The following is a 12870-nucleotide window of genomic DNA, read 5'->3' on the forward strand; positions in this document are numbered from 1 at the left end:
CAAACGCATTGAAGGTCATGGGACTTATCGGCGGCATGAGCTGGGAAAGCTCTGCCCAATATTACCGTATCGTCAATCAGGAAGTCCGGGCGCGCCTCGGCGGTGTGCACTCGGCCAAGAGCTTGATGTGGTCGATGGATTTCGGCGAGATCGAACGGCTGCAGCATAAGGGCGACTGGTCAGCCCTGACAGGTGAGATGACCGCTGCCGCCCGACGCCTTGAAGCCGGCGGCGCTGATTTTCTGGTGATCTGCACCAACACCATGCACCGGATGGCCGACGCAGTGTCCGCGGCCGTCGCCATTCCGCTCTTGCATATTGCCGACCCGACGGCAGAAAAGATCAAGGCGCTCGGCCTCAGCCGCGTCGGCCTGCTGGGCACGGCCTTCACCATGGAACAGGATTTCTACAAGGGGCGGCTGATCAAACGGCACGGGCTGGACGTTCTGGTGCCCGGCGACGAGGACCGGAAAACCGTTCACGACATTATCTACAAGGAGCTTGTGGTTGGCTGTGTCGAGGCCGCCTCGCGGGACGCCTATCGGCAGGTCATTCAGCGGCTTGTGGAGCGGGGCGCCCAGGCAATCATCATGGGCTGTACCGAGATCATGCTGCTGATTTCCCAGGCCGACAGCCCGGTTCCGGTTTTCGATACCACGGAACTGCACGCGCTTGCGGCTGTCGATCTCGCTCTCGGTTGAGACCGCAAGGAAACTGTAGGGCGCCGTCGCGTCGCGGGGGGCGTGACAGGGTTTTGGCCACGGCCGGACAGTCTTTTCCGGCCGTGGCATCTTGCAGTGTTCGGTCGAGACGCACAGCGGCAGACAATATCAGCCGTTGCGGAAGGTGTAGCCGTAGCCGTTGAGCGCCGGGGCGCCGCCGAGATGGGCGTAGAGAACCTTTGATCCCTCGGGGAAATAGCCCTTGCGAACGAGATCGATCAGGCCCTGCATCGACTTGCCCTCATAGACAGGGTCGGTGATCATGCCTTCGAGGCGGGCGCAAAGGCGGATGGCCGCCTTGGTTTCGTCGGAGGGCACGCCGTAGACCGGATAGGCGTAATCCTCAAGCAGGACCACGTCCTCTTCGGTGAGCTCGGTGCCGAGTTCAACGAGATCGGCGGTCCTGCGGGCGATGTCGAGGACCTGTGCTTTTGTTTGGGCCGGTGTGAAGGAGGCGTCGATGCCGATGACGCGGCGCTGGCGTCCGTCCTTGGCAAAACCGACCAGCATGCCGGCATGGGTCGAGCCGGTGACCGTGCAGACGACGATGTAGTCGAACTTGAAGCCAAGTTCCTTCTCCTGCGCCCGCACCTCCTCGGCAAAGCCGACATAGCCGAGCCCGCCATATTTGTGCACGGAGGCGCCGGCGGGGATGGCGTAGGGTTTGCCGCCATGCGCCTTGACGTCCTCGATCGCCGCTTCCCAGCTGTGGCGGATGCCGATGTCGAAACCTTCGTCGACCATCTGGACGTCGGCGCCCATGATGCGGCTGAGCATGATATTGCCGACGCGGTCGTAGACGGCATCCTCGTGCGGCACCCAGCTCTCCTGAACGAGCCGGCACTTGAACCCGATCTTGGCGGCAACGGCGGCGATCATGCGCGTATGGTTCGATTGAACGCCGCCGATGGACACCAGCGTGTCGGCGCCGGAGCGGAGCGCGTCCGGAATGATGTACTCCAGCTTGCGCAGCTTGTTGCCGCCGAAGGCAAGGCCGGAATTGCAATCGTCCCTCTTGGCGTAGATCTCGACCTTGCCGCCTAGATGGCCCGAGAGCCGGTTGAGTTTCTCGATATGCGTCGGCCCGAAGGTCAGCGGGTAGCGTTCGAATTTTTGCAGCATGTTGTTCCCTCCTTCCGTCTTGAAAGTCAGGAAACGCTACCACCCATGATGTGAAAGGTGCTCTCTAATATCGTGTTAGAATTTTGTATTTCTCTAGGAATGCCGCGCCTGATAATAGATTGCATCCGTCTATTGCGCTAAAAGAGGAAGATTCTTTCATGCAAGGTGAACTTGATCGTATCGATCTCAGGATGTTGCGTCTGCTGCAGAAGAACGGCCGGCTGACCAATGCGGAATTGGCGCAGATGGTGGATGTCAGTGCCGCGACGTGCCATCGCCGGACGCAGAGGCTGTTCGAGGAAGGCTATATCACCAACGTCCGCGCGCTCGTGGCGCCGCAGAAGGTCGATCGCGGCGCACTGGTCATGGTCGGCGTCGTGCTCGATCGGTCGACGCCGGAGAGTTTTCGCGACTTCGAAAAGGCGGTCGAAAAACTGAAGTTCATCCTCGACTGCCATCTCGTCGCCGGTGACTTCGACTACTTCCTGAAAATTCGCGTCGGCGACATGGCCGACTTCAATCGCATCCACGGAACGCAGCTGATTGCGCTGCCGGGCGTCCGCCAGACGCGGACATTCTTCGTCATGAAGGAAGTGGTCGACAATGCCGCTCTCGATTTCTGAGTGATCGGCGCCGGCTAGCCCGTGGTGATCAGGATCAGGAGAACGAAGACCGTCGGCACAAGGGCGAGCGCCGGGATGATGATGGCGGGATATCCGAAGGCAATGATCGCCAGCAGCCAGATCAGCATGCAGTTGATGAGGAACAGCACCTTGGCGGTGCCCGAGCCCTCAGCCGCTTCCTTGAGCATCCAGCCGAACACCGGCACGTGATAGACCATTTTCGCAATCATTGTTTTCAAGCCTTTCTTTCGGGGGGCGAAACCCACCGTGATCTGTTGGGGTATCTGACCTTGCGCGAGGGTCAGTCTCTGCGCGTCAGGCCCGCCATTGCCCGTAATTGGTGTTCGTCGAGGATGCGCACCGTCTTCGGGTGGTTGAAGTCGATCAGGCCGTCGCGCTTGAAGCGGTTGAGACAGCGGCTGACGGTCTCGACCGTCAGGCCCAGCCAATCCGCAAGATCGGCGCGCGAGAGGTAGAGGTTGAAGCTGAACCTGGCCGTGCTGGCTGCGCGCCCGCGCCAGGCGAACTGATCGGCAAGATCGATGAGCGCTGTTGCAACCTTCTCCGTCGCGGTCTTGCGGCCGAGCAGCGTCGCATGCGCCTGCATCCGGTGCAGCGTCGCCTTGAGTTCGGCGGCGACGCTCGGCTCGTGGCCGCCGTCTTCGACTTGGCTGCCGGCGAGCGTCTCTATCCGGGCAAATGTCAGTGTTTCGGCGGTGGCGATATTGCGGCCGTCATGGGTGAAGCCGAAGAGGCGCCCGGGGCCGAGCACATCGGTGATCTGTCGGCGCCCGTCGTCGAGCAATTGCGACAGCGCGACACAGCCGTCGACGACGCGATAGAGATGGCGGTTCCGCCCTCCCTGGAAGAGCAATGTGGCATGTTCTCCAACGAGACGCTGCCGATTGGGAGAGACTTTTGCTGTCGAGAAAGCGGCCGGCGGCGGGGGCGGAAGCGTTGTTTCCGCGAAGGTGATCGTATCGGGCATGGTCGGCGATCCGTATTGCGATCTCGTCGGGATGGTCGTGCAGCGACGCGCCGGAGATCAGGCATCAGCGTTCAGTCACGATCGGGCGTGACTTGGGGCTCAGGCTTGGAACCTTGGCTCTGGCGGACCGCGCGGGCTGGCATTGGGCGGGAGCTGCGATCGAGCGGATGCAATCGGCTGCCCCGGCGGCAGCACCATTTTGGTCTTGCGGACGATCGTGCGCGCCGCGTCGGCCGGCGCAGGCAGGACGACCCAGAAGATGCGGCAGGCGCCGCAGAAATGGCTGTGGGAGAGTGGTTTTCCGCTGCCGTCGTCGTCACCGGCTCCGGGCAGGCAGAGATCGGGCAACGAACCATCAGGCAGTGCGAACTGCGCGCGTTCTGTCGCCGACAGCGCTGTTGCCGCTGCGGGCGCCTGGTGCGCGAAGCCGAGAAGCAGCACGGCCAATGCGCAAAACAAACGCATGACCTGCTGCATTCTGATCCTCGTGCGAGGCTTCATTCGGTTTGCCTATCCCTATGCCAATCTGCTGGCTCAGGGATAGGCGACGTTATTGACAAATCTCAATGTGGCAAACCGCGCAGGGGCAGAATGCCGCATCCCTCCGATCAATCTTCCTCGACGAAGACCTGCTCGCGCTTGGCCTTGACGCTCGGCAGGAAAACCACCGCCAGCACCATGGCTGCGATCAACAGCAGGATCGCGCTGATCGGGCGTGTGACGAAGGTGGTCGGATCGCCGCGCGACAGGATCATCGCCCGCCGCAGGTTTTCTTCCAGCAACGGACCGAGCACGAAGCCGAGCAGGAGCGGAGCAGGCTCGCAGCGCAGCTTCAACAGGAGGTAGCCGACGAGGCCGAAGAAGGCGACGGCATAGAGGTCGTAGACGTTGGAGTTGACGCTGTAGACGCCGATCGAGCAGAACGCCATGATGATCGGGAAGAGCACGTAGTATGGGATCTTCAACAACCGCACCCACAGCCCGATCAGAGGCAGGTTCAGCACCACCAGCATCAGGTTCCCGATCCACATCGAGGCGATGATGCCCCAGAAGAGAGCCGGTTGTTCTGCCGCAACGTTGGGTCCGGGCACGATGCCCTGGATGATCATCGCGCCGATCATCAGCGCCATCACCGGGTTTGCCGGAATGCCGAGCGTCAGGAGCGGGATGAACGAGGTCTGGGCGCCGGCATTGTTGGCGCTTTCCGGGCCCGCGACACCGGCGATGGCGCCATGGCCGAATTCTTCAGGCCGGTCGGAGACGCGCTTTTCGACGGTATAGGAGGCAAATGCTGCCAGGATGGCGCCGCCGCCCGGCAGAATGCCGAGGGCCGAGCCGATCGCCGTGCCGCGCAGAACCGGGCCGACCATGCGCTTGAAGTCGTCGCGCGTCGGCATCAGGTCGGTTACCCTGGCCATAAGAACCTCGCGCGTGCGTTCGTTTTCGAGGTTGCGGAGAATTTCGGCGATGCCGAAGACACCGACCGCCAGCGCCACGAAATTCAGGCCGTCGGCATACTCCCGTATCCCGAGCGTGAAGCGCGGCGTGCCGGTGTAGATGTCGGTACCGACGAGGCCGAGCAGCAGCCCGAGCGCCACCATCGCCAAGGCCTTGACGATCGATCCGTGCGCCAGCGCGATCGACGACACCAGGCCGACGATCATCAGCGAGAAATACTCGGCTGCGCCGAACTTCAGCGCGATCTCGGTCAGGGGCGGGGCAAAGACCGCGACGAGGAATGTCGAGACCGTGCCTGCGAAGAACGAGCCGAGTGCGGCAATTGCAAGTGCTGCACCGGCGCGGCCCTTGCGAGCCATCTGGTAACCGTCGATCGCCGTCACGGCGGACGAAGATTCGCCCGGCATGTTGATGAGGATCGCCGTGGTCGAGCCACCGTATTGCGCGCCGTAATAGATGCCGGCGAGCATGATCAGCGAGGAGACCGGCTCCAGCTGAAAGGTGATCGGCAGCAGCATGGCGATAGTCGCCGTCGCACCGATGCCGGGAAGTACGCCGATCAGCGTGCCGAGCAGAACGCCGATCAGGCAGAAGAGCAGGTTTTCGGGCGATGCGGCCGTGGAGAAGCCGAGTGCGAGATTGTTGAAGAGATCCATCATCCGTCTCCTAGAACTGCGTCCAGGGGCCGAAGCGCTGGAAGGGCAAGCCGAGGCCGTAGCTGAAGACCGCGACGGAAAAAGCAGTGAGCGCCAGCGACAGCGCGATGGCCGTCAGCGGTTTCATCCGGCCGGAGGCAAAGCAGGCAATCAGCGCGGTGAAGAACAACGACGGGACGAAGCCGAGACCGCGCACCGTCAGGCCGAAGAAGATTGGCGCGGGCAGGATGAACAGCATACCGCGTACGGCGATCGCTCCGATCGGCTCTCCGTGAACCCGTGCCGACTGAACGAGGATCACGATGCCGAGAAGCGTCAGGATGGTGGCCAGCACCAGCGGGAAATAGCCCGGCCCCATGCGGAAGGCGGTGCCGAGCTCGAGATTGAAAGCCTGCCAGGCAAAGAACAGCCCGACAGCCGTCAGGATGCCGCCACAGAGCGCATTGGTGGTGTCGAAGGAGATTGGTTTCATCGTGTCCCCATTTGGTTATTGGAGCCGAGCGTCGGCCGGAAAGGACCGCAGCCAAACCCGAACTGCCTGTTATCAGCGGCGCGGCGGCGGCGCCTGGACGGCACTTTCTGGACGTCCAAGGCAGAAGGCCACCGGGATGAACGCTTACTTGTCCTTGCCGGATACTATGCCTGAAACGGCAAAAACCGCCACGATCGCGGCACTTCGGCCGAAGGATCGTGGCGGGCAGTGGACTTAGATCAATCGGCGTACTGGCCAGCGGCTTCGATCACCGGCTTCCAGCGTGTGATTTCACCTTCAAGCTTCGCCTTCAGGGCTGCCGGGGTCGCATCGGCTTCGCTCGACGGTAGGGTGCCGAGTTCGCCGAAGCGGGCGACGACGTTCGGGTCCTTCAGCGCCACCTGCAGCGACTTCGACAGGCGTTCATTGACGTCGGCCGGGGTGCCCTTCGGCGTATAGACGCCGTGCCAGATGCCGACCTGCAGATTGGGAAGCCCGGCTTCCGTCGTCGTCGGCAGATCCGGGAAGACCTTGAGACGCTCGGGCGAGGTAACGGCATAGGCCTTGATGGTGCCGCCCTGGATCTGCTTGGCGGTGTTGGTGGTCTGGTCGCACATGATGTCGACCTGGCCGCCGAGCAGGTCGGTCATCGCCGGACCGGTACCCTTGTAGGGAACGGTGGTCAGTGGCGTTTCGATGGCGCTCATGAACATCATGCCGCACAGGTGCGAGGCGGCACCAATGCCGGCATTGGCAACCGTGACCGTGTCCTTGTTCGCCTTGGCGTATTCGACGAGGCCCTTGAGATCGGCCGGCTCGAGATCCTTGCGCGCGACGATCGTCATCGGCACTTCGGTGACGAGACCGACATATTCGAAGGCGTTCAGCGTGTCGTAGGCGAGCTTGCGGTAGAGCGTGGCGCTGGTCGCCATGCCGATGTGGTGGAGCAATACGGTATAGCCGTCCGGATCAGCCTGGGCGACGCGGCCGGCGCCCAACGTGCCGCCGGCGCCGCCGACGTTTTCGACGATGATCTGCTGGCCGAGGTCCTTCGACATGGATTCGGCGACGAGGCGCGCGACGGTGTCCGTCGGGCCGCCGGCCGAGAACGGGACGACCATGGTGATCGAGCGTTCGGGATAGGTCTGCGCATTGGCGGAAGCGGCAAACAGGGACAGCGCGGCAACGGCGCCAAGAAGCGCATTCAGGGTTTTCATCTTTTCCTCCCGGATGAAATATCGACCAGCCGGCAAGGCTCCTCCCACGCCGATTCTGGTTGACCCATTTGCAAATGCAATCTTAGCACAGACAACGGGTTAGCTGCGCACCGCCGCGCATTTCTGCTGCCGATTGTCTGAATTTGGGTGGATTTGGAAACAAGGGGCCCGTCTGGTGGGTGGATTTCCACCCATTGCAAGCGCCGCGCGTGAGACTGGCTTCGCCGACGCGGCCTCCGACTGGATGCTCAGTGGCTACGATTGTCCCGTACGCTGCCTCAGATACCGCACTTCGTCTGTTGTCAGCGGGCGTGTGGCGCCTTTCGCAAGCTTCCCAAGTGCGATGTCGCCGATCGAGACGCGCACGAGCCGCAAGACCTCGAAACCGAGGACATCGAGCATTCGGCGGATCTGTCGATTGCGTCCTTCATGCAGCTCAACCTCGATCCAGCTGTTCTTCTCGCCGCCCCTTAACTGTTCGGCGCGCGCGGCGCGCAAGTGCTCGCCGCCCTCGTCGACGCCGTTGACCATTACGGCAAGCTGGCTGTCGTCGATCTCGCCGGTGACCTGCACACGGTAGACTTTGCCAAGATGGGTTTCGGGATCGAGCAGGCGCTGGGCAAGTACGGTGTCGTTGGTGAAGAGCAGCAGGCCTTCGCTCGCCTTGTCCAGCCGGCCGACCGGGGAAACGAACTGCGCATCGCCATCGCTCAGGCAGTCAAAGACGGTCGGGCGCCCCTCCGGGTCGTGGCGTGTCGTCACGAGACCACGGGGCTTGTTGAGCATCAGGTAGATCTTGTCTTCCGCCAGAACGGCCATACCATCGACGGCGATGCGGTCCTTTTCGATATCGACCCATTGCGAAAGGTCGGTGGCCTTGTTCCCGCCGATGCTGACACGCCCTTCAAGCACGAGCTTTTCGGCCTGCGTTCGCGAGCAGTAACCGAGTTTGGACAGTGCGCGGGCGATGGTCACGCGCTTGCCGACCTCGCCGGTCATGCGGCCGGAGCCTTCGCCTCGTCCTGCTGTCGGCCGCTTCTGCCTCACTTCGGGTCGTCTCCGTCTATCGCTGGCTGCCGGCGCGCGTCTCGCGGCGTCTCGGAACTGTCGTTCAGCCGATTTTGATATAGTCGATTTGCCGGGCAAGCCAGCAGCCGATCGTCAGACCGGAAATAGCGCCCTGTCTGTCGCGGTGGATCCGCACGGTCCAGTCCCCCGGCGCCGGCGCGTCCATCGAGCGCTTGCAGCTGAGCAGCCAGACATCGTCGGCAAACGGCTGCATCGCATGCATCGCGCCCTTGCCGAGCATGCCGTCGAAGCCGGCAAAGAACATACCGTTGGTCGAAACGATCTCGATGTCAGCGTCGAGTTCTGCGGAGTGGTAGCGCCCGGCAATATCCGGCTTCGCCTTGCCGACGACCCTTTCGGCGGTCGTGGCCAGATTTTCGCGTTCCCGTTCCATCTGCAGGCCGGTGCCGTTTGCCGTCAGCGAGACCGCGCCGGAGCGGGCAATGCCGTCCGCTGCGATCTGCAGAGGTTCTCCTGCGGTCGCAAAGCGCAGCTCGATCCGCCCCGGTCCCAAGGGGCGCGTCGATAGGGCAAGGCCGGTCTCCGGTTCGAGATAGGTGCCGAATTGCCGGCCATCCCAGACGCCGGCTGCCCTCTCGACATCCTGGTGACCGAGCGCGACCTTCATCAGAGCCGTCGCGGCGGCATGGGCGTCGGCCTCGTGGTTGAACATCACGACGATCGAGAGGCGTTCGCTTGCGGCGTGAAGGCGGCGGCTGCGAAAACCGCGCAAGGCGCCGCCGTGGCCGGTGATCGCGACGTCGCCGATCTTTTCGTGGGCAAGACCGAAGCCGTAAGGCGCGGCCCGCCCATCCGTATAGGACTGCGGTGCGGAGAGCCTGCGGTAGAGACCGCCTTCGTCGTTACGCGTCCGGTCGATGAAGCACTCCCAAGCCAGCATGTCGTCGAGCGTTGCCGAAATACCGGCGTCACCCGCCCAATAGATCCGGTTCGCCGCCTCGAAATAACCTGTCGCCTCGTTGCCCTCGTATCCGACCACGCCGTTCGGCGAGACGCTGGTATCTGGAGTGAGGGCGGCCGTTGTCATGCCGGCCGGATCGAAAGCGCAGCGACCGTAGAGTTCGGACAGCGATTTGCCGCTATGGTTTTCGATGAGGTCGGCCAGGATACGGAAGTTGCCGTTCGAATAGGAATAGCGCGTGCCAGGCTCGAAATGGGTCGAGCTTGCGCGCGACAGCAGCGGCCGGGCGTCCTCGCGGCGAAAGACGCCGTCGGCCATGGCCCCCTGCAGCACGGTCAAGGCCCAGTAGTCGCGCAGGCCTGATTGGTTGTGACAGAGGTGTGCAACGTCAGGGCGCTTGCCTTCGATGAGTGGCAGGTAGGCATTAAGTGCGCTGTTGAGCCTGGTGGGATCGCCGACCGTGTCGAGCAGCACCGCGCAGGTGAAGTGTTTGCTGATCGAGCAGATCGGCAGCAGCGTGCCTGAAGTCATCGGCTTGCGTGCAGCGAGATCGGCGTAGCCCCAGACGTGCTTCAGGGTCACCTCGCCATCCCTGACCACGCCGACGACGCCGCCCGGCCCGTTGTACCGCTGCGGCAAGGCAAGGATGGCTCGTTCGAGGGCGGGAAGATCCAGGGTGTTCATGGTGTGCAATGCCAGTCGGTCGGGAAGGAACCTGCCGCCCGGCCGGGCGGATCGGTTTCGTACCTACCGCTCCGTCCGTGCAGTTGCAACAGCGCTCCGTGTCTCCTCAGCGCAATCCGGCCTGGGCGTGATAAAGCCGGCTGTAGGTGCCCTTGGCGGCCAGCAGCGTGTCGTGTGGCCCTTGTTCGCTGATCCCGTTCGCGTCGACGACGATGATGCGATCGGCATCGCGGATCGTTGCCAGGCGATGGGCGATGACCAATGTGGTGCGGCCCTTCGAAAGCTCGGCCAGCGATTGCTGGATCGCCTTTTCGGTTTCCGTATCGAGCGCCGACGTGGCTTCGTCGAGGATCAGGATCGAGGGGTTCTTCAGGAACATCCGGGCGATCGCCAGGCGTTGCTTCTGGCCGCCGGAAAGCTTGACGCCGCGCTCGCCGATAACCGTGTCCATGCCATCAGGCAGGTCCGCGATCATGCCTTCGAGCTTGGCCCGCCGGGCAGCATCGAGAATGTCGGCTTCGCTCGCGCCTAAGCGTCCATAGACGATATTGTCGCGGATCGTGCCGGCGAACAGGAAGACATCCTGCTGCACGATGCCGATCTGTCCGCGAAGCGAGGCGAGCTTGATGTCGCGGATGTCGATGCCGTCGACGGTGATGCTGCCTTCGGCGACCTCGTAGAAGCGCGGCAGCAGCGAGCAGATCGTCGTCTTGCCGGCACCCGAAGGGCCGACGAACGCCACCGTCTCTCCGGCCTTGATCGTCAGGTCGATGTTGGCGATGGTCGGCTTGTCAGCGCTGTAGCCGAAAGAGACGTTGCGATAGGTGATGTCGCCGCGCAGGCCCGACACGTCGACAGCGCCCGGACGATCCTCAATATCAGGCTCGGTTTCCATCAGTTCGATGAAGCGTTTGAAACCGGCGATGCCCTTCGGATAAGTCTCGATGACCGAGTTGATCTTCTCGACCGGACGGAAGAAGACGCCGACCAAAAGCAGGAAGCCAATGAAACCGCCATTGCTCAATTGTCCCGTCAATACGAAATAGCTACCGGTGATCATCACGATCAATTGCGTCAGCCGCATGCTCATGTAGCTGAGCGATGTGCTGGCGGCCATGATGCGATAGGCCTCGAGCTTCGTTTGGCGGTAATTCTGGTTGTCGGTCTCGAACAGGCTGCGCTCGTGCTCTTCGTTGGCGAAAGCCTGGACCACGCGGATGCCGCCGACATTCTCCTCAATGCGGGCATTGAAGTCGCCGACGCGGCCATAAAGGTTGCGGAAGTTGTTGGCCATCCGACCGCCGTAGCGGCTGGTGACCCAGGCGGTGATCGGCACGACGGCCGCCGTGATCAGCGCCAATTGCCAATGCACGGTCAGCATCAGCAGCAAGGCGCCGATGAAGGTCATGATCGCGATGAACAGATCCTCAGGGCCGTGATGCGCGACTTCGCCGATCTCTTCCAGGTCCTTCGTCAGGCGGCCGACGAGATGGCCGGTCTTCTGATTGTCGAAGAAGCTGAAGGAGAGCTTCTGCAAGTGGTCGAAGGCCATGCGACGCATGTCGGTCTCGATGTTGATGCCGAGCATGTGTCCCCAATAGGTGACCGTCGCCATCAGGCCTGTATTGACGAGGTAGACGACGAGAAGACCGACGGAGGCCAGGAGGATCAGCGTCCATTCCTGGCTCGGCAGCAACTGGTCGACGAACAACTTGACCGCGACCGGGAAGCCGAGTTCCAGCAGGCCGGACAGCACCGCGCAGGTGAAATCGAGAATGAAGAGGCCGCGATAGGGCCGGTAGAACGCGAAGAAGCGCTTCAACATGACAACCGCACTCACATGGGCAGCCGCTTGGGTACGGCCGTAAAATTTGAGTTCAAATGTCATGTTTCTACCCGGAAGCCAACAGATATGCGACCGAAAAAGTGCATCGATGCTGCCACCAGACGCACCAACCCGGGCGTGTGGTCCCCGGACGAGGCATGACGCGGGGCGGAAGGAAGAAAACGTTAACCATAAGCTCCGTAGAACAAGGAATCACCAGGGGAGCGAATGAAGCAATGGCAGGCGATCGATCAGATGAAGCAGCGGTGTTTGGCGGACGTGACGTCGTCCCGTTTCCGATGGCAAGAAGACTGAGCACCATTCGCTTCTGCGCCGCCGAACTCGAAGATCTTCATGGCGATGACGCCGTGCAATACTGGCGGCGCGAATGCCGGCTGCTTGCCGACGAGTTGCTTGCGATCGGCTGCTCCGAAGCCGAAATGCGGGAGCAGGTCATGGCGTTCCAGGCCGAGGTCCAGGCCGAGCTTTGGCAGCGCCACCAGTCGCGGCTTTCCGCTGGCGCGGTAAGCCAGTAATTCGACAGCTCGGCCCGCGCTTAGGTCGAACCACCAACGAGGAATGGCCCCGGCGTGTCCGCCGGAGCCATGATCGTCAGCGCGCAATGGCGCCCTGCAAGCGATGCGCCAGCCAAGCGGCCGCACAACCGAGAGCGGCGACGCCCGCCAGCTCGCAAAATGCGAGCCATCCGGGCTCAAGATGCGCCGCAAAGAACGTGATCAGGCCAAGAAAGTAGGCGGGCACGTTATTGACGGGCGCAAGTGCGCGCAAGGAGACGACTATCATCGCGACGATGAAGACGACCGGCCCAAAGGCCAGGGCGCCCATTGCCGGCATCAATGCCTGGAGTGCGAGGGCCGCGGCCATGCCGATCGCGATGCCGACGACAAGGCAGGTGTAGCTCTTCAGTGCCTCGCTAGCGCTATGGCCACGGGTAAAGAAGGCAACCCACCCCATGAACATCGCCCAGACGGGCCAGCCGATGCTTGCGGACGTGGTGGCAGCGATGGCGGCGGTGGTTGCCGCCACGACCGTCAGCAGATTGTACTTCCAGGCAAAAGGCGCTCGCTCGGTTGGTTCTGTTTGCACGGTCAT

General features: G+C 62.5%; 14 protein-coding genes. 3 read left to right on the forward strand and 11 right to left on the reverse strand.

The annotated features are described in order from the left end of the window. The first annotated feature begins 8 nt into the window (after positions 1-8). Entirely contained in the window at positions 9-701 is a 693-nt protein-coding gene (locus AC244_RS06150; RefSeq protein ID WP_053247921.1) for an aspartate/glutamate racemase family protein, read from the forward strand. Between the two features lie 129 nt (positions 702-830). Here the strand turns inward: AC244_RS06150 and AC244_RS06155 are convergent, their stop codons facing one another. Further along, on the reverse strand, positions 831-1844 hold the full coding sequence (locus AC244_RS06155) for a 1-aminocyclopropane-1-carboxylate deaminase (protein WP_053247922.1): 1014 nt from the start codon (positions 1842-1844) through the stop codon (positions 831-833). 158 nt (positions 1845-2002) lie between these two features. Here AC244_RS06155 and AC244_RS06160 point away from each other — a divergent pair, with 158 nt between their 5' ends. After that, a complete protein-coding gene (locus AC244_RS06160) occupies positions 2003-2467 on the forward strand; it encodes an Lrp/AsnC family transcriptional regulator (RefSeq protein WP_053247923.1) in 465 nt (154 codons plus the stop codon). 14 nt (positions 2468-2481) lie between these two features. On the opposite strand, the gene AC244_RS06165 is transcribed toward AC244_RS06160, so the two are convergent. The 9 genes from AC244_RS06165 to AC244_RS06205 form a co-directional block, all read right to left on the reverse strand. Further along, positions 2482-2697 (reverse strand): hypothetical protein, encoded by a 216-nt coding sequence (locus AC244_RS06165; RefSeq protein WP_053247924.1) that lies wholly within the window; start codon positions 2695-2697, stop codon positions 2482-2484. A gap of 71 nt (positions 2698-2768) precedes the next feature. Further along, positions 2769-3455, reverse strand: a complete 687-nt coding sequence (locus AC244_RS06170) for a Crp/Fnr family transcriptional regulator (RefSeq protein ID WP_082366753.1) — start codon at positions 3453-3455, stop codon at positions 2769-2771. Positions 3456-3554: 99 nt separating this feature from the next. Continuing rightward, positions 3555-3932, reverse strand: a complete 378-nt coding sequence (locus AC244_RS06175; protein WP_053247926.1) for a hypothetical protein — start codon at positions 3930-3932, stop codon at positions 3555-3557. A 131-nt stretch (positions 3933-4063) separates the two neighbouring features. Beyond that, positions 4064-5569 (reverse strand): tripartite tricarboxylate transporter permease, encoded by a 1506-nt coding sequence (locus AC244_RS06180; RefSeq protein WP_053247927.1) that lies wholly within the window; start codon positions 5567-5569, stop codon positions 4064-4066. Between the two features lie 10 nt (positions 5570-5579). Further along, positions 5580-6041: a tripartite tricarboxylate transporter TctB family protein gene (locus tag AC244_RS06185; protein ID WP_053247928.1), complete on the reverse strand. Its 462-nt coding sequence runs from the start codon at positions 6039-6041 to the stop codon at positions 5580-5582. 239 nt (positions 6042-6280) lie between these two features. Beyond that, complete coding sequence (locus AC244_RS06190; RefSeq protein WP_053247929.1) at positions 6281-7258, reverse strand: tripartite tricarboxylate transporter substrate-binding protein; 978 nt, start codon at positions 7256-7258, stop codon at positions 6281-6283. Between the two features lie 255 nt (positions 7259-7513). After that, positions 7514-8305 (reverse strand): pseudouridine synthase, encoded by a 792-nt coding sequence (locus tag AC244_RS06195; protein WP_053247930.1) that lies wholly within the window; start codon positions 8303-8305, stop codon positions 7514-7516. A 64-nt stretch (positions 8306-8369) separates the two neighbouring features. Continuing rightward, a complete protein-coding gene (locus tag AC244_RS06200; protein ID WP_053247931.1) occupies positions 8370-9932 on the reverse strand; it encodes a D-aminopeptidase in 1563 nt (520 codons plus the stop codon). A gap of 106 nt (positions 9933-10038) precedes the next feature. Continuing rightward, positions 10039-11757, reverse strand: coding sequence for an ABC transporter ATP-binding protein (locus tag AC244_RS06205; protein WP_053247932.1), 1719 nt, complete (start codon positions 11755-11757; stop codon positions 10039-10041). 299 nt (positions 11758-12056) lie between these two features. Here AC244_RS06205 and AC244_RS37940 point away from each other — a divergent pair, with 299 nt between their 5' ends. Continuing rightward, positions 12057-12293, forward strand: a complete 237-nt coding sequence (locus AC244_RS37940) for a DUF6074 family protein (protein ID WP_234716874.1) — start codon at positions 12057-12059, stop codon at positions 12291-12293. 76 nt (positions 12294-12369) lie between these two features. Here the strand turns inward: AC244_RS37940 and AC244_RS06215 are convergent, their stop codons facing one another. Next, positions 12370-12870, reverse strand: a complete 501-nt coding sequence (locus tag AC244_RS06215; RefSeq protein ID WP_053247934.1) for a DUF1097 domain-containing protein — start codon at positions 12868-12870, stop codon at positions 12370-12372.

It is taken from the genome of Ensifer adhaerens (assembly GCF_001270265.1).
In the GTDB taxonomy this organism is placed as follows: domain Bacteria; phylum Pseudomonadota; class Alphaproteobacteria; order Rhizobiales; family Rhizobiaceae; genus Ensifer; species Ensifer adhaerens_B.